The 23,657-nt window shown below is 50.7% G+C and carries 15 protein-coding genes; 10 read left to right on the top strand and 5 right to left on the bottom strand.

All coding sequences use genetic code 11. The features are described from left to right. Window positions 1–441 precede the first annotated feature (441 nt). From Pla110_RS22720 to Pla110_RS19780, 4 genes are all read left to right on the top strand, one after another. On the top strand, window positions 442–579 hold the full coding sequence (locus Pla110_RS22720; RefSeq protein ID WP_197440319.1) for a hypothetical protein: 138 nt from the start codon (window positions 442–444) through the stop codon (window positions 577–579). 76 nt (window positions 580–655) lie between these two features. Next, complete coding sequence (locus tag Pla110_RS19770; protein ID WP_144998436.1) at window positions 656–3,085, top strand: molybdopterin-dependent oxidoreductase; 2,430 nt, start codon at window positions 656–658, stop codon at window positions 3,083–3,085. Between the two features lie 3 nt (window positions 3,086–3,088). Then, window positions 3,089–3,925, top strand: coding sequence for a diheme cytochrome c precursor (locus Pla110_RS19775; protein ID WP_144998438.1), 837 nt, complete (start codon window positions 3,089–3,091; stop codon window positions 3,923–3,925). Continuing rightward, window positions 3,918–4,400 carry a hypothetical protein gene (locus Pla110_RS19780; protein ID WP_144998440.1) on the top strand — a complete coding sequence of 161 codons (483 nt, stop codon included), beginning with the start codon at window positions 3,918–3,920 and terminating at the stop codon, window positions 4,398–4,400. The genes Pla110_RS19775 and Pla110_RS19780 overlap by 8 nt, the downstream gene beginning before the upstream one ends. 196 nt (window positions 4,401–4,596) lie before the next feature. On the opposite strand, the gene Pla110_RS19785 is transcribed toward Pla110_RS19780, so the two are convergent. From Pla110_RS19785 to Pla110_RS19800, 4 genes are all read right to left on the bottom strand, one after another. Beyond that, on the bottom strand, window positions 4,597–6,879 hold the full coding sequence (locus tag Pla110_RS19785; protein WP_231742638.1) for a molybdopterin oxidoreductase family protein: 2,283 nt from the start codon (window positions 6,877–6,879) through the stop codon (window positions 4,597–4,599). Beyond that, window positions 6,876–8,621: a DmsC/YnfH family molybdoenzyme membrane anchor subunit gene (locus Pla110_RS19790; RefSeq protein ID WP_231742647.1), complete on the bottom strand. Its 1,746-nt coding sequence runs from the start codon at window positions 8,619–8,621 to the stop codon at window positions 6,876–6,878. Before Pla110_RS19790 ends, Pla110_RS19785 begins: the two co-directional genes overlap by 4 nt. 83 nt (window positions 8,622–8,704) lie before the next feature. Continuing rightward, entirely contained in the window at window positions 8,705–11,725 is a 3,021-nt protein-coding gene (nirB, locus tag Pla110_RS19795) for a nitrite reductase large subunit NirB (RefSeq protein ID WP_231742650.1), read from the bottom strand. A 76-nt stretch (window positions 11,726–11,801) separates the two neighbouring features. Continuing rightward, window positions 11,802–13,199, bottom strand: coding sequence for an MFS transporter (locus Pla110_RS19800; RefSeq protein WP_144998442.1), 1,398 nt, complete (start codon window positions 13,197–13,199; stop codon window positions 11,802–11,804). 480 nt (window positions 13,200–13,679) lie between these two features. Here Pla110_RS19800 and Pla110_RS19805 point away from each other — a divergent pair, with 480 nt between their 5' ends. From Pla110_RS19805 to Pla110_RS19830, 6 genes are all read left to right on the top strand, one after another. Next, a complete protein-coding gene (locus Pla110_RS19805; RefSeq protein ID WP_144998444.1) occupies window positions 13,680–16,253 on the top strand; it encodes a DUF1592 domain-containing protein in 2,574 nt (857 codons plus the stop codon). Next, window positions 16,246–17,526 carry a DUF1552 domain-containing protein gene (locus tag Pla110_RS19810; RefSeq protein WP_144998446.1) on the top strand — a complete coding sequence of 427 codons (1,281 nt, stop codon included), beginning with the start codon at window positions 16,246–16,248 and terminating at the stop codon, window positions 17,524–17,526. The genes Pla110_RS19805 and Pla110_RS19810 overlap by 8 nt, the downstream gene beginning before the upstream one ends. A gap of 1,051 nt (window positions 17,527–18,577) precedes the next feature. Next, complete coding sequence (locus Pla110_RS19815) at window positions 18,578–20,080, top strand: PP2C family protein-serine/threonine phosphatase (protein ID WP_144998448.1); 1,503 nt, start codon at window positions 18,578–18,580, stop codon at window positions 20,078–20,080. Between the two features lie 126 nt (window positions 20,081–20,206). Next, window positions 20,207–20,974, top strand: a complete 768-nt coding sequence (locus Pla110_RS19820) for a hypothetical protein (protein ID WP_144998451.1) — start codon at window positions 20,207–20,209, stop codon at window positions 20,972–20,974. A gap of 119 nt (window positions 20,975–21,093) precedes the next feature. Next, window positions 21,094–22,320, top strand: a complete 1,227-nt coding sequence (locus tag Pla110_RS19825; protein ID WP_144998453.1) for an ABC transporter permease — start codon at window positions 21,094–21,096, stop codon at window positions 22,318–22,320. A gap of 136 nt (window positions 22,321–22,456) precedes the next feature. Next, entirely contained in the window at window positions 22,457–23,140 is a 684-nt protein-coding gene (locus Pla110_RS19830; protein WP_144998455.1) for an ABC transporter ATP-binding protein, read from the top strand. Window positions 23,141–23,234: 94 nt separating this feature from the next. Here Pla110_RS19830 and Pla110_RS19835 read toward each other — a convergent pair whose 3' ends face one another. Next, window positions 23,235–23,606 carry a DUF488 domain-containing protein gene (locus tag Pla110_RS19835; RefSeq protein WP_144998458.1) on the bottom strand — a complete coding sequence of 124 codons (372 nt, stop codon included), beginning with the start codon at window positions 23,604–23,606 and terminating at the stop codon, window positions 23,235–23,237. Window positions 23,607–23,657: the final 51 nt, after the last annotated feature.

The following is a 23,657-nucleotide window of genomic DNA, read 5'->3' on the forward strand; positions in this document are numbered from 1 at the left end:
ACATTTTCGACTGTTAATGATGTGTAAATACGATCTCGCTTTAATGTTTGTTTTAAGCTTGCAATATTCATGGAATCGGGCATAACTTGTAGATACCGAACCCCTCATTTCCTACGGAAATAAACGGTTGAATCACACTTGACGGAAGTTGGTTGTCACCTTCAGTAAGATTGAAGCTGTAGATGCGTGTTGACGATATCATGCTTTTACTTGTAAGCTTTTATTTCTTAGATGGCAACATTTTTCTGTTAATCGATTTCGTTGTGAACAGTTTATTCTGTTCTCTCTCTCCCTCGATTTCTCTCTAAAACGGCAGCCGACATGATCGCCAGTGTGGTAGTTACATTCGAAAACGAGTGCGATGAACAGCCTGTCATTTTGGAGACTCTGGCGAGTCATCCTCAAATCGAAATCGGTCACTGCCTTCCAGGGAATTCACGCGTGCCGATGACAATTGAAGCCGAGAATCCGAAGGAGCTCGAAACAGTGACACACCACCTGCAGGATCATCCTCAGGTACGATTTGTCGATGTTGTCTACGTTCATTACGAAGATGTCAGTGAACAAATAAACGGCTGAAGAAGTTGACGCTTAAGGAAGTTGTCTGTAACAACGAACGACGAAACTCAGAGTCTAATCTCAGAATGGTCTGTGAATGAAAACCTCCACGCAATCCACGACCGTCGACACACAGCGGCGACTGTTTATAAAACAGTCGGCAATGGCAGCAGCGACAGCCATCGCCCACGGCACGACGATGTCACTGCCTATCCTGAATGCTGCCGATGCCCATTCTGCAGTCAACTGGAACAAAGCCCCTTGCCGGTTCTGCGGAACAGGTTGCCATGTGCAAGTCGGCGTTCAAGATGGCAAGGTGTTTGCGGTCGCAGGAGATAAAAACGCGGAAGTCAACAAAGGTCTTCTGTGCGTGAAAGGGTATCACGTTGGCTCTGCATTGTACGGCAAAGATCGACTGACCAAACCCCTGCTGCGACGTGGTGACCGATATCAGGAAATTTCCTGGAATACGGCCATCAATGTCATTGCTGATCGAATTGAATCGGCACCGGAACGATTCGCCTTCTACGGATCGGGGCAATGGACGATCCCCGAAGGATACGCCGCGCAGAAGTTCATGAAGGGAGGCCTCTCCAACAATCATCTCGATCCAAATGCCCGGTTATGCATGGCCTCGGCGGTAACTGGTTTTCTGGCAACCTATGGTGTCGACGAACCCGCAGGTTGTTATGACGATCTCGATGCGTGCGACGTCCTCATCATGTGGGGCAACAACCCGGCGGAAATGCACCCCGTTCTGTTCTCTCGCGTAATCGATCGCAGAAGCCGCGGCGAGAAAATAACGCTCATCGATATTGGGACTCGGCGCACACGAACAACGCAAGAATGTCAGCATTATCTGGAGATGGTTGGACATGGTGATATGGCAATCGCCAATGGGATCGCTCACCTGTTGATCAAAAACAAAACGTACGACCAGAAATTCGTCGACTCGTTCTGCAACTTCAAATCGCCCGAGGATGAAAACCCAACACTGCACGGAAAACCGATCACCTTTGAGGAATATAAGAAACTACTGGAACCTTATACCCCGGAGAAGGTCGAAGAACTGTCCGGCGTTCCGGCCGATCAGATTCGGATGCTGGCTGACCTGTTTGGCAATTCGAAATTGAAAATCACGTCTCTCTGGTGCATGGGAATGAACCAGCACACGAGAGGCACGGCAATCAATAGTATGGTGCATGGTGTACATCTTCTGAGTGGTCACTTCGGTAAACCGGGCGATGCCCCCACCAGCCTGACGGGACAACCTTCGGCATGTGGAACTGTGCGTGAAGTAGGTACGCTCTGCCACACGTTACCAGGCGGTCGGCTAATCGAGAACGCCGAGCATCGTGCGCAGTCGGAAGAGTTATGGAATCTTCCGGAAGGACGCATCAATCCCGTTCCGGGAGCCCATACCGTCGCCATGTGGGACAAGTTTTGTACTCCATCCGATGAGGGAGGCGATATCGATACGATCTGGGTTCAAGTGACCAACCCCGGCCAGACATTGCCTCATTTGAACAAGCTCTTCAACCCACTTGAGGATCGCAAACGACTGAAGGACAAGTTTCTGATTGTCAGTGATGTTTATCCCACTGCAACAACTCGCCTGGCTGATCTCATTCTGCCCTCTGCGATGTGGGTGGAGAAGAATGGTGTCTTTGGAAACTCCGAACGCCGCACTCAACAGTGGTTCAAAATGATCGATCCCCCTGGGGATGCCCGCGACGATTGCTGGCAAACCATTGCCGTCGCCCATCGACTCCATGAACGTCGTGTTGAAGGTATGAAAGATCGTGATGGAGAATTTCTGTTTAATGTCAAAGACGACAGTGGAGAATCCATCCCTATTTGGGAATGGGAACACTATTACGATGTGAACGTCGACGAGCACTTATTCAACGAGTACCGTGAATTCTCATTCATGAAGCATAAGAACCTCGCTCCCTACTCAGAGTACGTCAAAGCCCGCGGGTTACGCTGGCCTGTCGTACAACAGGGAGACCAGTGGCAGGAAACGAAGTTTCGATTCAGCGAAGAATTTGATCCATTCGTAGAAGAGGGAAAAGGAATCCAATTCTACCACTCCAGCACCCACGACGATCGGGCGCAAATCTGGTTTCACCCCTGGGTTCCCCCGGCAGAAGTTCCCAATGAAGAATACCCCTTCATGCTGACCACCGGACGCGTACTGGAACATTGGCACTCGGGATCGATGACCAGGCGTATTCCGGAGTTGAGCCGCGCCATGCCCGGTGCCTACCTCGAAATACACCCTGACGATGCGGAAGGTTTGCATCTTAATAATGGTGATATCGCCCTCGTGGAATCGCGACGAGGCTCACTCAATATACCTGTCTGGATCAATGGAAGAGCGGCCTGTCCGCCGGGCACTGTTTTTATACCTTTCTTTGATGAAACGATTCTCGTCAACGATTTGACACTGGATGCCTTTGACCCATTCTCGAAACAACCCGACTACAAAAAATCGGCCGTTAAGATTAGTAGGGCTCAGGGGTAATTCATGGAAACGGAACAGATATCGAGAATTCAGATTCTGCTCTCTTTTATTGTCGTAGCCACAGCAATAACAGGTTATTTCACCGGTTTGCAGTCTCCCATGAATCCGGTCACCAATTCGACAGCGCAGTCGCATCACTTCCCTTTGGAAGACTCCTCGCATCCCAAGGGGTTTCGAGTGATTCCCGCGACCAGCTACGCCGCCATGCCCATGGCCAACCTGAGTCGGACGGAAGTCGTCACCGCCAGTCTGTCAAACATTCGGCCTGTCCTGAATCCTGTAGAAGAGATTACCGTCAACATCGCTGAGAAAGATGCAGCCTTGAAACAACGGGACTTCAACCGGGCGTTCAATGGAGCGCCTCCGACAGTCCCTCATCCGGTCGTCGATAACGCCACTCAGTCGTGTATGGCCTGCCATGGGGAAGGGGCCAAAACAACCTCGCTGCGAATCCCTCAGATGTCTCACCAGTTTCTCGCCAACTGTTTGCAATGTCATGTTCAGCAAAAGCCGGAGACCATGGAGCCGACTTTGTTCCGGGAGAATACTTTCGTCGGTCTGCCTGCTCCCGAAGAAGGGCCACGAGCTTTTCCCCTAGCCCCGCCTCAAATCCCTCACCCGACCTGGATGCGGTCAAACTGCATGAGTTGCCATGGCATGACTGGGTTACATGGAATGAGAACGACCCATCCGTGGCGCCATAACTGCATGCAATGCCACGCCCCGTCGGCAGAACTGGACCAGACGAAGTTCCTTTTCTCAACACCACAGTTTCTACCTCCCCCCGCCATTAAAACGAACAAATCATCGGACGGAACAGAAGAAGATAACAATGACTGATTCACCACAGATGTCGCGGCGCGAGTGGTTTCGTCTCTGCCTGCCGAAAGAGAAAACACCCCAGGCGACATCGCCCCCCACTCCCATCGCCCCCTCGGACGAGAACATGGGGCACGACACGCATGCACTACGAGAAGTTCCTCCTCCCGTCAATCATGACGGCATGGACTTATCTGAACTCCCACCGATGCGAGAGGCAATACTCGACGCACCGCAGGTCTCACAACTCTTCGCGGACCTGGGAGCTTTCGCCAGTGACATTCAGTTGATCCAGCGGACTAGCGCCACAGCACGTCCTTCCCTCGCGAAAGCCACATCCGTCGAACAATTGAAACTGGCCCTGCAGTCATTACTTCAACAACAGGTGCAACGGCTTCAAGTGCGCTATCAATGGCAGAACTTCCATTGGATCGACACTCTCGAATCCAAACCCGAAGGATATCGCCTGGTACGAATCCGTCATCAATCGCTTTAAGTGGTCGTAAGTCTCACTGTCGTGACACCTTTGAAGCGTGATGCCTTTGAATTAGGTTCACGGTCCCGAATGCCGAAAAGTCGTCAGAAACTCTGGCTCCGTTTAAATAAACAATGCTTTGGACGGTTTCCCCAGTCGACATACTGTATCTCCTCTCAAGCATCACAGATGGGCAGTTCAATAAGCAATTCCAAGCTCAGGAGAGCTTGCCTTCCAAGTGAACCTTAACAGCACAGGTTTTGTATGAGGGTTGCTTGGAATAGGGATCGAAGACCGCATCCGTGAGGACGTTGGTCTCTTTGTAGTGCATAGGAATAAAGATTTGGCGGGGCCTGACCGCTTGGGTAACGAAGGCTTTGGCCCGTAGTCGACCCCGTTGCGATTTCACGACGATCCAATCGTTTGAGACCACACCAAGTTCACGAGCATCCTGCGGATTGAGTTCGGCATAAATTGATTCTGGATATAGTTTCTTCAGTACTTCCGACTTGCTCGTTCGGGTCTGTGTATGCCACTGCGACGCCGTTCCTCGTCCGGTATTCAGGATGAAGGGATAGGCCGAGCTGGTTGGCTCTGAAAGTGGCTTCGGTTCCTCAAACAGGAATCTCGCGCGGCCATCTTCATGATAAAAACGTCCATCTTCGAACAATCGACGTTGCGATCCGAGTTCGGCCGCATCGGTCGCCGCCGGCCATTGGACTCCATTGAGCCGGTCCAGCATTTTGTAATCTTTGATACCAGTGATGTCGCATGGTTGCCCGATGGATAGTTGTTTCATGGTTTGAAACACGTCTTCCGGAGATTGCCACTTTTCAAACAACTGATCGCAACCCCAGTACTTGCTGATCAACCGGAAAATATTGAAATCGGATAGAGCATTTCCCGGAGCTGTTTTTACTTTCTTAAGTAAACCATAACGTCGCTCAGAGTTGATGAACGTTCCCTCTTTTTCGCCCCAGCCAGCGGCCGGAAGGAAGAGGTCTGCCATCTGTGCCGTTTCGGTAGAGTGGTACATGTCCTGCACGACTAGAAAATCTAAGCGGCTCAAAATGTCCTTGGTCTGACTCTGGTTGATCCAGGAATGAGCCGTATTGGTGCAGATGACCCATAAGCCTTTGATCTCTCCACGCAGGATTCCTTCCATGATCTCGTTGTACGCTTTGCTGTTTTGATCCGGAATCAATTGTGAATCGATCCCCAGGATACCGGCGACTTTTTCGCGATGTTCAGGAACCGTAAAGTCGTGTCCGCCTAACAGGCTGGTTGTATTGCTGTAGAGCCGGGAGCCCATCGCGTTACACTGCCCGGTAATCGAATTGGCTCCGGTTCCTGGTCGTCCAATATTACCCGTCATCAGGGCAAGATTAATGATCGCCTGAGCCGTGCGGACTCCCTGATAACTTTGATTCACGCCCATGGTCCACCAGAAGGAGACTCGCTTACCTTCGTGGATTTTGAGCGCTAGTTGTTTAATATCTCTCTGTGGAATCCCGGTCTCTGTTTCAGCCCGTTCCAAAGTGAATGGTTCAATGAACTCGATGAATTCATGAATGCCATTAGTATGTTCATTCACGAACTCCCAATCGATCCAGTTATTTTGAACCAGTATATTCGCGATGGTGTACAACAACGTCTGATCTGACTTGGGATTTATCGGAAAATGCATGGTCGACTGCATCGCTGTTTCGGTCATGCGTGGATCAAGGACAATGATTTCCGGGCTATGCGGGTTTCGCATTACCCGTTCCCACATGATGGGATGAGCGATGCAGAGATTGCTTCCGACGAGAACAATCGTGTCTGATTCTTCAAAGTCCTGATAAGTATAGGGGGGCGCATCGAATCCGAAGGCTTGTTTATAAGCGACGACGGCAGTGGCCATACACTGCCGGGTATTCCCATCTCCATGCAACATACCCATGCCGAACTTGGCAAGTGATCCCAGATAGGTCATCTCTTCCGTCGGTAATTGTCCCGTACTGAGAAACGCGACCGAAGCCGGACCATGCTTTTCCTGGATCGCCTTGAATCGATCTGTAAAGCTGGCGAGGGCTATGTCCCAGTCGACCGGCTCCAGTCTTCCAGACTTCGCGTTCTTTAACAGGGGAGTCGTCCCGCGATCGGGAGCGTTCAGTACATTGAGTGCCTCCCACCCTTTGGGACAGGCCATACCTAGATTCACGGGGTATTCAGTGTTCGGCGTCAGATTGACTGCTTCCCCATTTTTCAAATGAATCTTTAGCCCGCATCCCGTTGAACAATAGCCGCAAACGGCGGTCGTTGTCGCGTCGGGCGCAAGCCGTGCCGGAACTTTACCGAGACCAAACCCGCCTGGCTCAAGTAGAAGTTCCCGAGTCAGTTTACCTTCTTTCTGACGGATGAATGACCAGGCCGTATCAGTGACTTTTTTTAAAAGCGAGGGGTCGACGCTTGTCGTTTCGGGTTCCATAGTAGGGGTAGATTCTGGAGGGAGAGTCATGATCGAAAACCTCCCGGCATACGGGATGGAGCAACGGCAGCAAAGTAGAGATAGCGTTCGAAGAGTTCGCCCATCGTCGCGACACCAAACATGATACTCGCAATGATCAACGCCAAGCCCGACCCTGTCTGCTCTGGAGTGTGATTCATAATCAGCAGAAGCGGTAAGAAGCACCCTCCCAGAATTCCGAAGCTGAATCGAAGCATCGTGGCAGTAAGCAATTGACGTGTCATGAGCAAAGCTGTTCGCTTAAGCGAGGTAACTTGCCGACTTCGCAAATGAAAGAGAAGTGAACCTTCAAAAACAAGTTTGACCGCCATCGCAGCCAATAATGAAGTATCAATGATGGGAGAGGCACGATACAGAAAGTCGGTCATGGCGGGTTCGCTGCTGGTAAAAGCAATCAATGTTAACAGTAACCGACAGGCGGCGAGGCCGAGAATCAAAGAAGTCATAAAGAACTTGGTACCGGTAAAAGAGACCGACCAGAAGACCCGCTTGGTGAAAACGTAAATCATCATCGAGCAGAAAACACCGGAGACCCCGGAGATCATTACTCCCCAGGCGATTGTATTGGACCAGTTCATGTATTGCGGAAAGTAGATGGGGCTCAACCAGGCATGCGCTGCGTAGAGGATCGCCAGCTTGGCGAACAGTCCGAAGGTGACGATCTCCCGACTCAACCAGGAATGTCTCAGTCCGATGAATGCCCGATAGGCAAACTGAGGACGGCCTAAGTGAAATGTACTGGAAACCAGAGCCAGCAAGCCGATTCCTAGAGCTGTCACTGAATGGTACGGCCGGAATAGATCAACCATTTCAGAAGCCAGAAATCGTTCGAGCAGAAAACCCACGATAAAAGCACCGACGGAAAGCTGAGTCAGGACCAGCATGACAACCAGCGGCCAGTGAGCATGTTCCGGGTGCGCCGAATAATGATCGGCCGGAATCATATTTCGAGGGAAAACATTTTTTGATTTATAAGTAGTGGTGGGTAGAGTCAAATGGGGATCCGGTGCCCCTGGTAGAAACGTGTTCGTTTCACAATCTTCCACCACCTGATGAATATCGACAATATTGATACTTATCGCTTCATGGGGACAAGCTTGAACGCATGCCGGTGCTTCGCCCACTTTTAAGCGGTCACTGCACATATCGCATTTCCGGACGACCCCCTTTTCTGAATGATATTTCGGTACATCATACGGGCAGGCGAGCGTGCAATACTGACAACCAAAACATTGATCGTCGAGATGTTTTACAATCCCGGTGACCGGGTCTTTCTCATAGGCATCGACAGGGCAAGCTGACATGCAGCCGGGTTCCAGGCAATGATGGCAGGCAGTGGTAACATGCTGCATCACCGGTTTCTGGTTGGTGCCTCCGACGAGTAAGCCCACATCGCGCCAGGTCTCTTTTTCGTCAAGTCCGTTGAGTGAATGACAGGCAGAGACACAGGCTTTGCAACCTGAGCAACGGTCGAGATCGACTTCGAATGCATACTGCTGTCCTTCTTCGGGACTACTGGCAGGGATGAGAGACGAATAGTATTTCGACTGAGCGGGTAGACTCCCGTTGAAATGTTGTTGGGAAAACTCTTCGACGGCCGTTAATGTTTTCTGTTCTTCCAGAAGAAGCTTCAAAAGTTCTTTCTTGGAAAGCTCCTTGCGTACGATAGCAGTGACCGTGTCGTGGGGAGACTCCTGTATGTTCGATTCAAATGTAACGGTTGAGTGAAGCAAGGGATTACTTTGTATTGTATTCGGGATGGTTGCGCGGGCGGCAATATCGCAATAGGCTTATTAAATCGATTCCATTCCCTACATCAGGAGTTACATACCGTAGAAGCACACATTTTTTCACCCAGGATTTCGTTTAGTACTTCCGGTACGGGAAGTTCGAGGAACACGTTGTGGTCTTCTACTTTCACGGGAAAGACATTGATCGCGTATTCCTCATCATTCAAGCAATTGCCGGAATCGAGCGAGAACGTTTTCTTGTGAAGTGGGCATGCGACTTTGGGGACACCTTCCGCATCTCCAATGATGCCTCGCGACAAGACGAAGGCCTGTTTATGGGGACACATTTGCTGTGTCGCATACCATTCTCCCCGGCTGGAGAAGTTGAATACGGCAATTTGTATCTCGCCATATTTCACCGTTGCCCCTCCGTCGTGCGGGAAGTCCCGAACAGTCCCGACGTGTACCCAGGATTTCTCGACTTCGGTCAACAGTTGATTCTCGGCCTGCGCGACCTCGGCTTGGTACTTGAATGGAGTAGCATCCTCTCGCTCCGGAATGCTCAGCTGTACGATTTCTCCATCCGATTTCCAGTCGACCGGACGCTGTTGACCACGCTGATCAATCATCTCGATATACGGTTCGTTATCGTCCGTGTTCACGAACTGTTCGAACCAGCGGCGTTTCTCTGGATCGTTGACAACTTCGGTCCATTCGCACTTATAAGTCTCAACCTGAAACTGCATCATCCGTTCGAGTTCATCACAAATACCGAGTTTGTCATCAATTACGACTTCCTTCACATGGTCGAGCCCACCCTCCAGTTTTTCTAACCAGACGGAAGTTCGCGTCAGTTTGTCGGCGGTCTGAATGTAATACATCAGGAACCGGTCGATATATTTAATGCAGGTCGCTTCATCCAGGTCCGATGCCAATAGATCGGCGTGGCGAGGTTTTGATCCACCGTTTCCACAAATGTATAAGTTGTAACCATTCTCTGTGGCAATGAGGCCAAAGTCTTTCGATTGAGCTTCGGCACATTCACGAACACACCCCGAGACAGCTCCCTTTAGCTTGTGAGGAGATCTTAGACCCCGGTAGCGTTCTTCAATACGAATGGCGAAGCCGACCGAATCTCCGATGCCATATCGACACCAGGTTGAGCCGACACAGCTTTTCACGGTTCTCAATGATTTCCCGTAAGCATGGCCCGATTCAAATCCGGCATCGATCAGCCGTTCCCAGATTGTCGGAAGGTCTTCGAGTGCTGCCCCGAACAGGTCGACCCGTTGTCCGCCGGTAATTTTCGTGTACAGGTTATATTCCTTACCAATCTTTCCAAGGACAATCAGTTTCTCAGGAGTAATTTCTCCTCCCGGTACTCGCGGGACGATGGAATACAATCCTCCCCGCTGCATATTGGCAAAGAAGCGGTCGTTGGTATCCTGCAAGCTTGCATGCTCGAAGAGATGCTCATTCCACAAACTGGCCAAGATCGAAGCGACTGCAGGTTTACAGGTTTCACAACCATTGCCTGCCCCGCATTCGGCGATCACATCGTCGAATTTTTTAAGTTGTTTTATCTTGATAATGTTAAACAACTCTGTTCGGGAGAAAGCGAAGTGTTCACAAAGATTATTGTTCACCTCAATACCGGCTGCTTCCATCTCGGCATTGAAGAGATCGGTCACCAGCGGAATGCAACCACCGCAACCAGTTCCCGCGTTGGTACAGGATTTGACATCCCCCAGAGAGCACAACTCCTGCACTCGAATTGCGGAGCAAATGGCCTCTTTACTGACGTTATTGCAGGAACAGATCTGAGCATCATCCGGCATACTGTCCGCGCCACCTAACGCAGAACTTCCTTCTTTGGATCCAACTAGAAGCTCCTGAGGAGTACAGGGTAACGGAGCATCTGATTTGGCAAGGATAGATAACGTGCCATAGTCGGACGCATCACCGACAAGAATACCGCCTAACAGCTGTGTTCCTTCTTTATTGAAGATCAGTTTTTTGTATTCTCCTGAGAATGGATCTTCAAAAACCATGGAGACCACGTCGTCTGATTCGTTGGCATAGTCACCGAAGCTGGCGACATCGACGCCCATCAGTTTCAGTTTGGTAGACATATCGGCGCCCATAAACTGACGATCATCGCCAGTCAGATTTGCCGCTAGTGCCTCTGCCATTTCGTAACCGGGTGCAACGAGGCCATAAACCATTCCTTCATGAAGTGCCACTTCTCCTATGGCGTAGATGTCAGGGTCGGATGTCTGCATTTTGTTGTCGATCAGCACACCACCACGTTCACCGACAACAACACCACAGTCGCGAGCGAGTTCGTCACGCGGTCGAATACCGGCGGAGACAATAATCATATCGACATTCAGGTCTGTTTCGTCCTGAAAGTTGATCCCGGTCACACGGCCATTTCCACAAAACTCGGTTGATGATTTCTGCAGATGAATTTGAACTCCCATCCCGGCGATTTTCTTCACCAGATAGAGCGATCCTTTTTCATCCACTTGTCTCGCCATTAAGCGTGGCGCGAATTCGACAACATGCGTCTCCAGCCCCAGATCATAGGCAGCTTTAGCCGCTTCCAGCCCAAGCAATCCGCCGCCGATGACTGCAGCGGATTTTGCTGTTTGAGCAAACTCGATGATTTCCTGTAAGTCTTCGATCGTCCTGTATACAAAGACACCCTTCTTATCAACTCCTTTGACGGGCGGAACAAACGGAGTCGACCCTGTTGCCAATACAAGTTTGTCATAAGGGATATCGATACCTTTGGTACTATGGACGGTTTTCGTCTCCCGATTAATCCGTTCAACACGATCACCGATATGGATTTCGATTCCGCTTTGCGTATACCAACTCGGATCGACCAGCGTCAGTTTTTCGGCGTCACGGTGTTCGAAGTATTTCGTCAAACCGACACGGTCGTACGCCGTGCGAATCTCTTCACAGAAGGTGACAATCCGATACTGTTGCTGGAGATCGAATTCAAGAAGTTTTTGACAAAAGCGTAACCCCACCATCCCGTTTCCAACGACGACAATAGTTTGTTTTTCTGCGGGGGGAACAATGTTCATTTCGGACATAATGCGGCATCCGTGAGTAGAGCAATTGAGAAGAAGAAATCGAGATCGAGCGAAAGAGTCAGGTCTTCCGGATAACTCAGGCCGTCCCCAGCACCTCTGCCACGGGTCGACTTTTTTCCTGGCGTATCTCATCGTTCCGACGTTGAACCGCTATCTCATGGTCCGTCTTGGCGTCGACTTCGGCCTCTTGTGTGAACTTGATCATGAACGTTAAGAAGGCGCAACAGGTAACGATTGCTCCCAGAATCAGAAACGCGGTATTCCAGGGAAGGGAACCTTTGAAAAGGAACCCGGCGGTCATCGCTCCTGCGTTTCCTCCAGCGCCGACGATTCCAGCGACAGAACCCAGAGCCTTTTTGTTAATGAAGGGCACAACCGAGAATGTCGCTCCTTCCGACATTTGAACAAAGAGCGAAAACAGGACCAGCGTAGGAATGGCCAGCAGTAGTACCGACATTTGCGAGAACAACATGAGTGCCAATCCCTCGCAGAACAGCGTGACGAAGAGCCATTGCACTCGCCCTTTCAGGCCCCATTTGTCGCCGAACTTGTCGCCGAAGTAACCACCCAATGTTCGTGCAAAGATATTCATCAGTCCGAACAGACTGGCAAACATACCGGCCATACCAACGGCTTTGAGCGTGTCCATCTCTTTGAAGTAGTCAAAGTAGTCGACGAAGTAGAGCGCCAACGTATTGTTGATTGTGAGTTCGATTCCGAAGCAGGCACCATAAACCAGAAAGAGAACCCAAACACGATAGTCGGCGCAGGCATGTAGGAAAGAGCCTTTAACCGATTGTTTAGGAGGTAATTTGCCACTCTCTCTCAACTCTTTAAAATTGCCCTCCGGGGCATCCTGAGTCATAAAGTAGTAGGCAATGCCGGTCAAAAAGCAGACGGCCCCCGCGATGAACATCGAAACCCGCCAACCGACCGTTTCCGTACATCCCAGAACGGCGATCACCCCCGCGAACATGAGCGGCATGATCGCCTGCGTGACTCCACCGCCCAGGTTTCCCCACCCGGCCGTGGTAGCGTTTGCTGTACCCACACAGTTCGGAGCAAACATAATTGACGTATGGTACTGAGTGATCACGAACGAGGCACCGATGATGCCAATCGCGATTCGGAAGATCAGAAACGTAGTAAAATTGTCAGCCAGGCCAATTGCCATGACGGGGATAGAACCCACGAGCAATAATGCGGTGTAGGAATATCGTGGACCGATTCGGTCACACAACCATCCGATGAACAGGCGGGCGATGACGGTAATAGAGACCGACCCGATAATAGACCAACCAATTTGTGCTTTGGTCAGGTCCATTTCCTCACGCACCACCTTCATCAGAGGTGCAATGCCGAACCAGGCAAAGAAGCAGAGGAAGAATGCGAACCACGACATATGGAAGGCGCGCATTTGTGGGGACGAGAAATCGAATAGTCGGATGCGAGTCGCTTTGTTATCAAATTGCATAGTTAGATAATGAGAGTCATAGGGGTGTTCCTTTGCCCGAGGTTTAAAGAGTGAGCGCGTACCGGGGGCTTTATTTAATGTTCAGGGTGTTGAAGAAAATCAGAAGGATCAGAGATTAGTTCTCAAACGTGTGAGAGACTTTTCGTTACAGTTTGAGTCACCTTGCCTTTATCGCAATTTTTGTACCTTTTGCTCATTCGTGCCGCGGCGGAGTTCAGGTGATGGAGTCGAGTTGCCTATATACAAAGCATTTTCGTTTCAGAAGATTCTTTGAATAAGATGAGCACAACTGCACATATTCTGAGCGAGGTCTGCTGAGCCTCTTGGCACACCATGAAGTAAGTCTGCTCCACCGGGATTACACTCGGTCGAGCATTTGACAAAGTACAGGTTGCGACTTCTGCTGCGCATGTTGTACTCTTGACTTCTGAATCAGAATTCTATTACGGCTTACCACTGGGACTATTCAAGAGTTTCTCCATGATGACGACGAAAAATATTCTCAGCATCTTCGTCGGGTCTCTTCTGCTGGTACCAGTACAGGTTTGGGCCCAGTCGTCCGAGACTCCTCCGGTTGTAAAACACGTCATTCAGGAAACGTGTGTGGATTGCCATAACTCCGATTATGCGGAGGGTGGACTTGATCTCTCTGCGCTGACGTATGATCTGAGTGACCGACAACGACGCCAGCAGTGGGTTCGCATTCATGATCGGATCAACCAGGGCGAGATGCCTCCCGACAGCGATGACTTGCCCGCCGAGCAGCGAAATTCACTCGTGCAGGCACTGTCTGTCACCCTGCTTGAAGCGGATGCCAAAGAAGTGGCAGAAACCGGACGTGGACCGATGCGGCGACTGAACCGCGATGAATATCAGCAAAATCTGCGTGATTTACTCTCACTCCCTTCGCTCGATATACGCGACATGGTTCCGGAAGATCGGGAGGCATTTCATTTCAACAAGACTGCGGAAACACTCGACATCACTCGAGTACAACTGACGGCCTATCTGAATGCTACCGAAGCGGCGCTGATGCATGCTCTCGCCAGCGGAGTTGTTCCTCCCGAGCAGATATCCTTTCGCGCCGTCGGACGAAGCTTGTTTTCAGTGAAGGCAACTTTCGGAAATCGAGAAGCGATGTTTTTTGCCCGCGACGGGAAAGCACTCGATAATAAACAAGTCGATGAAACACCCAACGACGAGAACATTGAACTCGCCCTGTTTCGATCCGCTCACTGGCCTTATTACGGTTACCCGGCAGGATTTGTCGCAAAGCGATCAGGCGAATATCGAGTTCGATTTTCGGCCAGATCGGTTCTACAGTTACCAGGATATGAGTTAAAGCCTGCAACCACTCCCATCCCCATGACCTTTCGAGCGAGAAAACCATCCGGGGCCGATGTTTCCGGCGATGTCCGAGCGACGGGCGGTTTGATCGACATTCAGCCGGAGCAAGCAAGCTATGAAACGACTGTCCACCTGAAAGAACAGGAGACTTTTGAATACAGTCTGTTGGGATTACCCGTTCCTCTCGCGCGGAATGTGAATGGTGGACCACCGACTTATCGATATCCTCCTTTTCCTGAAGGGGGCCAGCCGGGTGTGGCATTTCAATGGCTCGAAATCGAAGGTCCCCTTTCTCCGGAAGAATGGCCCCCGAAATCCCATCGTGTTCTGTTCGACGAACTCCCGATTGAAACTTCCGATCCGGCAAGTCACTTACCGGTACAAGTGATATCAGAACAACCAGAGCAAGACGCGAAACGCCTACTCCAGCGATTCATCAACCGAGCTTCTCGAGAGCCAGTATCGGAGGAAGTTGTTTCTCGCTACGAGGGACTGGTCCATCAACGAATTCAAGAAGGAGCCACGTTCACCGAGGCGATGCTGGCCGCCTACAAGGCGTTCCTCTGTTCCGGACATATACTCTTCCTGCAGGAACCCGCAGGCGCAGACGACACCTATGCTGTTGCCTCCCGGTTATCTCACTTTCTGACCAACAGTCGACCCGATGCCCAACTGCGAGAGTTGGCCCGTGAAGTAAGACTTACTGACCCGGAAGTATTGCGGGCGGAAACCGATCGGTTAATTGAGGGCAAGTATTTTAATCGATTCGTCAACAACTTCACGGACTACTGGCTGAACCTGCGGCACGTCAACCGGGATGAACCCGACGTGCGACTTCATCCTGAATACCGATTCGATTCCTATTTAATCGAATCGATGGAACGCGAACCACGACAGTTCTTCTCGGCAATGATTCGCGAGAACCTGTCCGTTAGTTTCCTGATCGACTCGGATTACATCTACGCCAACGACCGCCTGGCAAGTCATTACGGATTGGAACCGATTTCGGGTTCGGCACTGCAACAGGTATCGTTACCGGCCGAAAGCCCTTACGGTGGTCTATTGACACAGGCGGCAATTATGAAGGTCACGTCCAATGGCACATCTACGTCTCCCGTTATTCGCGGCGCCTGGATTATGGATCGCTTGATGGGGCAACCCCCTCCTCCTCCGCCAGCGAGTGTCCCCGCCGTTGAACCCGACATTCGCGGTGCAAAGACGATTCGAGAACTACTCGCGCTGCATACGGAATCGGAGTCGTGTGCCAAATGTCATGCTCGGTTTGACCCTGTCGGGCTGGCACTAGAAAACTTTGATATCCTCGGAAGCTGGAGAACCCAGTACCGCGGATTAGAAGAAGGAGAGTCCGTTTCAGGAATTGATCGCGCCGGTCATGATTTCAAATATACGTTGGCGACGTCGGTTGATGCCTCCGGGAAATTGTTGGACGGTCGCGAGTTCCAGGACATCTTCGCATTAAAGCAACTACTCTTAAAAGAGACTCGCGGCTTGGCAAGGAATCTGTTGCAACAGTTTGTGGTATACGCGACGGGCACACCGGTCCGTTTTTCGGATCGAGTGGAAATTGAACGCATTCTCGATGCGAATGCGGCAGAGAATTATCCTGTGCGTAACTTAATTCACGGCTTGGTTCAAAGCCGCATTTTTCTGGGGTCTGCCCCGGTCGAGGTCAACCAGGATGAATAAGTTAAACCGCCGCCGTTTTCTGAAAGGGTTAGGGGTGACAGTCTCGTTACCCTGGTTGGAATCGATCGCGTCTCGCTCCGTAAGAGGAGAAGAGCCGGTTGAACCTCCACAGCGAATGTTGATGATCTCAAACAATCTGGGGATTCTATCCACTCCTTTCTTCCCTGAAAATACAGGCAAGGATTATCAACTCTCCCCCTACCTGAACGAGCTCGCCGATTTTCGTAATGACTTCAGCGTGATCAGTGGCCTTTCGCATCCGGATGTTGCTGGAGGGCACAGCACCGAGAATTGTTTCCTGACGGCCGCCAGGGGACCGACCCGCAGTGGTTTTCGAAACAGTATTTCTCTGGACCAATATGCGGCCGAAGCACTGGGCCCCGTCACCCGGTTTTCGACATTGAACCTGGGCGTCAATATCGACAAAGCAAATCGTAGCCTCTCATGGACGCGAGATGGGGCATTACTACCGGCAGAAGATCGTGCGTCGGTGCTTTTTCACAAAATGTTTGTGCAAGAGGAGGCCAAGGCGATCAAGCAACATCTGCAACGACTCGAAGAACGCCGCAGTATTCTTGATGTCTTGATGGACGACACGCGGAAAATCGAAATCCGACTTGGACAGGAAGATCGTGCTCGGCTCGATCAATACCTGACATCAATTCGTGAAGTGGAAATGCGATTGGAATCAGAACGTGAATGGGAGTTGCGACCGAAGCCAGTAACCGATCAGCCGGAACCTCAAGACATTCAAGATCAGAAGTTGTTCTTTGAAAAGTTTGACCTGATGCTTTCCATGGCGCAACTCGCTTTGGAATCGGACTGCACGCGGATCGTCACCTTGATGGTGGATGCATTCGCTACACCCGCGTTTCAACTTCATGAGGGACAGCAAACTAGTGACGGTTACCACAACTTGAGTCACCATGGGCAAGCGGAAGAAAAGCTGGCTCAGCTTGAAGATGCCGACCGACAGCAGATGGGCTTGCTTCATAAACTGTTACAAAATCTGGCGAGCAAACCCCAAGGCGATCAACGACTTCTCGATTACACGTCTGTACTGTACGGAAGTAATATGGGGGACGCAAATACGCACGACAATACCAACCTGCCGATTCTATTGGCCGGTGGTGATTATCAACATGGTCAACATCTCGCATTTCGTCACGACGAAAATGCGCCGCTTTGTAATCTGTTTGTTTCGATGCTGCAAAAACTAGGTATCGAGACTGATGAATTTGGTTCCAGCACCGGGACCTTATCCGGCGTATAGAGAGTGATGCTATGTCCAAAAACCCTAACTTGTTATGGGAGACATGGTTACTCTGCGCGTGAAGTAATTACGGTGGCAAAATCGTGATAAACCCTACAAGTCGTTGGTGAATTGCTATAGGCGCTTCCCTGTGCAGTCGATAAAAATATTGAGGAATTGCCTACTTGATTTCTGCAATAATGAATTAGTTACCCATGTTTCACAGTATCCTGACCATCTTGACTACCGCAGTTGTTGGCTTAAATGCCATCCTGGGATGCTGTTGCCACAGCTTCTGCCTGCAGTGTCCAACTGAGAACGGTGCTCACAACTTGATCTCTTGCGTAGGTGAGGCTTGCTGTGCTGTCATCTGTGGCGAGGATGAAGAAAACAGCGAATCAAGTCTACATGTCAGGGCCGGTTCTTCATTTCCTCCCTGTGATCACTCGCCTAAAGGGTGTGATGATGAGAAGTGCAATTTCGTTTCGATTCTGCGAAGTGATCGGATGGAAGAGGGTCGGTTATTCTCTACCTGGTGTAAGTCATTAGACCTCGTGTCTAATCTCAACGCATCCACCGGATACCCTACTCAATTCGAAATTGCTTATTCGTCCATTCATGAATGGAGCGTTCCCGTAGCCGAGAATCGGTCTATTCTCCAGGTCTGGCGACTGTAACAGCCAGATATCACAGCTCGTTCCACCATAAAAGAGGAATAATGAGCTGCCGCTTTTGGGGTCCCACTGCTTTGGGAAACCTCATTCATCGACTTTTGAATACGTACCTGATGCGCCTTAGTTGTTTACAGTTTTAGCTGTCTAACATCAAGATGCCTTCGATTACCTCTTTTGCTATAGCGCAATCACGGGGGAAACGTCTTGAATAAGTAGATGAACTAAGCCAGTAAGTCGATTGTCTCTGATGATACGAATGAGAACAGACTTGCTGATTGAATGGTGCAAAACCTACCCCTGGTTGTATACGACTCAAGCCATTGGCCTTTCAGGAAGAGAATCGGCCTGTCCTCCTTCGGCATTGAAGCTGATACTCCGATCATGTTCAGGTAAAACTTATGCGTTACTGGCGTCTTATTTGCAGTACACAACGATCCATCAGCCTGCACCTGCTGTTTACAGTCAACTTGGTGTTGGGAGTGCTGCTGTGTGGATTGTTAACACTTCAATATGAACGAGATATGCGGCACGCAGTTAGTGAAAAACGCGCCAGCCTGAAAGACGAAGCGATCGCTGTACACGCCGCCATATCCCACTTGACCGACGAACACAACATTGTAGCCGTGCAGAACTATATCGATACGGTTACCCGTGAAATGCGAAGTGCCTGGTCGCCTCATCACCACATTACGATTGATATGAAAAATGTAAAACTTACAGGATCATCAGAACAATGTGACAAATGCATCCGCAGTCTTCCGGTTAATTCGGAGTGTCCTGCCCCTTCGGAACTGGGAACCGACGAATATATCTCTGGAAAACATGCGGAAAATGGCGTCGCGGTCAAAGTGGAAGAAACTATCGACAACATTCGAGAATCCGCACGGCAGGAAGTCATTCTACGAACAGTTGTTCTCGGTGGGCTCGGGCTGTTTACCGCACTGATGGTGAACGGAATTCTGTTGCGAATCGTGGGGAATCCCATCAAGCGACTACTGCACACGGTACAACAGATTTCCGATGGAAAATTCGGTGTGGAGGCTCCCACCTTCGACACCTGGGAGATGCAGCAGTTAGCGGCCGGAATCAATTCCATGAGCCAGAAACTGGCGGACAATTCCCGCCAACAGCAATTGCAGATGCTCAAAGCGAGGCAAATACAAAGGCACCTTCTCCCCAACGGAGTTGATATTCCAGGTCTACAGTCCGCCTGCATTTTTGAACCAGCCGAAGATGTAGCCGGAGACTATTTCGATTTCCTCCCTCTCCCCGACGGGCGCTGGCTGATCTGCCTGGCCGATGTGATGGGGCATGGCGTTCCCGCGGCAATGGGAGCCGCCCTGCTGAAAGCATTGCTAGTGGCGGAATCCGAGAAAAGCTCGTTCGATTTATTGAGTGCGATGACACGAATCAACCGCCGGTTTGAAACCTCGATACTCCCGGGTACGTTCGCCTCGATGTTCCTGGCCAGCTGGAACCCGTCAACTGGCGAACTGGCCTATGCAAATGCCGGTCATGAACCGACCGTCCTGATGCGAGCGACGGGCGAAACAGAGATGCTGGAAAGTACAGGGACACTCCTTGGAATTGACGCCAGCATGAGCTGGGATGCCCACAAGGTCCGATTGACTGAGAGCGACCGACTGCTGATGTTCAGTGATGGAGCGAAAGAAGTTCATGATGCACGTGGAAAGATCTTCGGCATGAAAAGACTCTCTCGCATACTGGCCGACAATGCCAAACAGGATACCGATCTAGCAATCGAGGGAATCTTTCAGGAGATCGAATCTCATCGTGGTCAAGCTCCTCGGTTGGACGACCTCACGCTTGTTTTGCTGGCGTGTACGATACCATTAAAACCGCTCCGCCCTACGTTGAAGGAGCAGACTCATTCCAATTAGCAACAACATCACTGCGATGTATATTGTTGTTCGATATTACTGAGACAAGTCTCACGATGTGGATCATCTGAATTCACAAGAGTTATAAATCAAAACCGATCCGAGAATTACTTTAGGAGTCTTACGATGACAAGGAATGTCACCATTTTCACTGCTGTAATCGCGATCATCAGTTCGATGATGATTTCTGCCCAGGCCGCGAGCCCAGCCGAACAGGCAGTCAATCAGGCGGCGGAAAACAATCAGTTTTCTTATGTCCTGTTTTATAAAGCGAATGATGCCGCTACCAAAGCGATGCACGGAACACTTACGGCTACGCTTTCCAAGCGAACAGATACAGCCATCATTCCAGTGAATGCGGCGGACTCTAACGAGCAAGTTTTGATCAAACGATTCGATGTGACTCGTCTCCCCTTGCCTGCCGTTGCGGTCCTGGCTCCTAACGGGGCTGTCTGCAGCGTGATGCCTCGACAAGTTTCTTCTCAGCAGCTTTTAGCTTGCATCGTTTCTCCCGTTCAGGCAACCTGCCTGAAGACTCTGCAGGATAACAAACTCGTTGCTCTGTGCGTTCTGCCTAATGCTCAAGCGTCTATCCCACAGGGTGTTGTCAATTTCAAACAAGACAAACACTTTCAGGATCGGACCCGGGTCATTCCTGTTCTAGCCACCGACGAGCAGGAAGCCAAATTCCTGAACCAACTCAAGGTTCCGACAAACCAGTCAACAGCTGTAGTCGCCTTCATTGCTCCTCCTGGTGTGATGGTGGGGATGTTCAACGAGAAAGTCACACAGAATGAGATGGCGGAGAAACTGGCCGCCGCGGGACAGTGTTGTGAAGACGAGAATTGTAAACACAATAAGTCAGCCAGCGGCTCGGCTCCTCAACGGCGCTAGACTTGTCACGGCGTCTTAACCGGTAACGAATCCTCCGCACATCGGGAATGAATTTACCACACCCTTATTTTCTCAAGATAATTTCTCAAGCGTCCCTAACAGTATCAGGAATGGATTCCATGAATTTACGAACGATGATCCTCAAGGAGATCTGGCAAAGACCAACTCCGATGTTGACCAGTTTGACGGCAGTCACCCTGGGAGTAATGGCCCTGGTCGCGATTCAGAACATCACCCTCTTCTCTGAAGATAAAATCAATAATGATATGGAGTCCCTGGGGGCAAACGTACTGGTGCTGCCGCCCGATGTCACCTTACAGGACTACTATGCAGCCGACCTGCATGGTCGCACCATGCCGGAAGAATTCGTGACTCGGTTGGCACTCGCACAGCTACCGGGAGTAGAAAACCTGGCTCCAAAATTGTGTGTGGATGCCGTCGTCGATTCTCAGACGGTGACTCTGACCGGTATTCTTCCCAAAAACGAGTTCCAGAAGAAAGCGTCCTGGCAAGGTCTCGGTATGCTGACGAACGCTGTGGGAACTGATCGTGGATGTTGCCCTACGGCGGCTAATGTCGACACCGATAATTCTCCGCAATCGCTCGCAAGTACGCGAACGATTCAGACACTGGATGAGAGCGATGTGATCTTAGGAAGTGATATCGCTTCTCAGCTGAAAGTGAAACCCGGTGAAAAACTGACTCTACTCGAAAACGAATTCAACGTCCTCGCCGTCTTACCCAGTACGGGAACTGTGGACGATAGTCGTTTATTCGCCCACTTGCACCGGGTTCAGGAACTTTCGGGAGCAGGCCCAGTGGTGAATGTCATTGAAATCATGGCCTGCTGTGAAGAAGCCGCCGGTGACTTGATCACCAACCTTTCCGCCGAACTTCCCGAGACACGCATTATCACGATTGCTCAAGTTGTGGAGACGCAAGTCGCGGTGAACGGGTTGATGTCGCGGCTTTCCTGGGTCTTCTTCTCGATCCTGCTGTTGGTCGGTGCCGCCAGCATCGCCAGCGTGATGTACGCGAATGTGACGGAACGTCGTAAAGAGATCGGAACGCTGATGGCTCTGGGCGCCAGTCGTGGCTTCGTAACCAATCTGTTCCTGGGAAAAGCCTTGCTACTGGGCATCGCCGGTGGGCTGGGTGGATATTTCGCCGGTACGATTCTCGCCATCATCCTTGGCCCAAACCTGCTTGGTATTCAAGTCTCTCCCGTTCCTCAACTATTCCTGATCGGAATTCTCTCTGCCACAACAGTCGCGTTGGGCGCCAGCTATTTCCCCGCAAGAAGAGCAGCAGGCGTAGATCCTTGTCTGGTCTTCAATGACGCCTGATAGGACGCTGACTGAAGTAGCGTACATGAGATAGCGAACGAATATTGACTGGGTTCATTAACGAGCCGTGAAGTAGAACGAAACAATTTGAATGGGGTTCAGGAAGAATCTCCTCTAATAAAAAAGGAAAAATGGAATGTACCATCTCGATTCGATCACTCAGTCTTATCACCGACGGGGAAATACGATTAAGGCTCTCGATGATTGCAGCCTGGAAATTGCCGACAACGATTTTCTCGCGATTGTCGGCCCGAGCGGCAGTGGCAAGACGACTTTACTTTCTGTACTGGGAGGGATGCTGGCTCCTACTTCGGGAAAAGTAGAACTCGAAGGCGTCTCTTTGTACGACCTCTCTCTGGAAGAACGAGCGGCGTTACGAAATCAGAAAATCGGTTTCGTATTCCAAACCTTCAATCTCGTCTCCTGGTTGACAGCATGTGAAAACGTGCAGATTCCGATGATGCTGAGTGGTGTGGCTGCTCCACAACAGAAAGAGCAGGCCATGGCATTGCTGGAACGAGTCGGACTGGCAGATCGGACCGACCATCGTCCCTCCGAGTTAAGCCAGGGGCAGCAGCAGCGAGTCGCGTTGGCACGTACCTTGGCGAACAACCCCCAAGTCATTCTGGCGGATGAACCTACAGGGAACCTCGATCCGGAAACGCGTAAACAGGTGATGTCGTTCCTGACAGAATTCCATGAAGATGGACGAACGATTGTGATGGTCACCCACGACGAAAAGACCGCCAGCTACGCCAATCGCTCTATCCAACTGGTTGAGGGTGTCCCACGCGAACTCGCCCGGACTCATGCTGCTTGAAAACGGAGCCGATGCATTTCAGACTGAGAGTGCGGAGTTGTTCACAGGGTCGATGAGCGGGCAATGCAGGGATCGTTACCGTTCGAGATAGTCTTTACTTCTCGCGATCCTTCTGCAGACGTTCACGAAGGACGAGAGCGTGGTTATGTTCTTCGTCCTTCGCCGCATAGATAAGCAGGATGGTTTTATTTCCTGCCGCTTTGAGCAACTCCTCCCGAGTCTCTTTCTTCTCTGAGAGTTCCTTCTTGTATCGCTTCTGGAACTCTTCCCACTTGTCCGCGTCATGATCGAACCATTTTCGAAGATCGGTGCTGGGAGCCAGCTCTTTGGCCCATTCGTCCAGATCCAGTCTCTCTTTCTTGACACCCCGAGGCCATAACCGGTCCACCAGAACGCGATACCCGTCGTCATCATCATCGATATCATAAGCCCGGATGATTTTGATTGTGCTCGACTTTTGATTCATTGAGTATCGCGCCGCCTTCCCAGATCGTTAGAGGTCCACGAGAAAGTTTCA

The organism is Polystyrenella longa (assembly GCF_007750395.1).
GTDB classification, from domain to species: domain Bacteria; phylum Planctomycetota; class Planctomycetia; order Planctomycetales; family Planctomycetaceae; genus Polystyrenella; species Polystyrenella longa.

Bases quoted from the DNA above. Each gene is read 5' to 3' on its own strand.
- Pla110_RS19780 (WP_144998440.1), top strand. From the start codon at position 3,918: ATGACTGATTCACCACAGATGTCGCGGCGCGAGTGGTTTCGTCTCTGC.
- Pla110_RS19815 (WP_144998448.1), top strand. From the start codon at position 18,578: ATGCGTTACTGGCGTCTTATTTGCAGTACACAACGATCCATCAGCCTG.
- Pla110_RS19810 (WP_144998446.1), top strand. From the start codon at position 16,246: ATGAATAAGTTAAACCGCCGCCGTTTTCTGAAAGGGTTAGGGGTGACA.
- Pla110_RS19805 (WP_144998444.1), top strand. From the start codon at position 13,680: ATGATGACGACGAAAAATATTCTCAGCATCTTCGTCGGGTCTCTTCTG.
- Pla110_RS19830 (WP_144998455.1), top strand. From the start codon at position 22,457: ATGTACCATCTCGATTCGATCACTCAGTCTTATCACCGACGGGGAAAT.
- Pla110_RS19820 (WP_144998451.1), top strand. From the start codon at position 20,207: ATGACAAGGAATGTCACCATTTTCACTGCTGTAATCGCGATCATCAGT.
- nirB (WP_231742650.1), bottom strand. From the start codon at position 11,725: ATGTCCGAAATGAACATTGTTCCCCCCGCAGAAAAACAAACTATTGTC.
- Pla110_RS19770 (WP_144998436.1), top strand. From the start codon at position 656: ATGAAAACCTCCACGCAATCCACGACCGTCGACACACAGCGGCGACTG.
- Pla110_RS19825 (WP_144998453.1), top strand. From the start codon at position 21,094: ATGAATTTACGAACGATGATCCTCAAGGAGATCTGGCAAAGACCAACT.
- Pla110_RS19800 (WP_144998442.1), bottom strand. From the start codon at position 13,199: ATGCAATTTGATAACAAAGCGACTCGCATCCGACTATTCGATTTCTCG.
- Pla110_RS19775 (WP_144998438.1), top strand. From the start codon at position 3,089: ATGGAAACGGAACAGATATCGAGAATTCAGATTCTGCTCTCTTTTATT.
- Pla110_RS19785 (WP_231742638.1), bottom strand. From the start codon at position 6,879: ATGACTCTCCCTCCAGAATCTACCCCTACTATGGAACCCGAAACGACA.
- Pla110_RS19835 (WP_144998458.1), bottom strand. From the start codon at position 23,606: ATGAATCAAAAGTCGAGCACAATCAAAATCATCCGGGCTTATGATATC.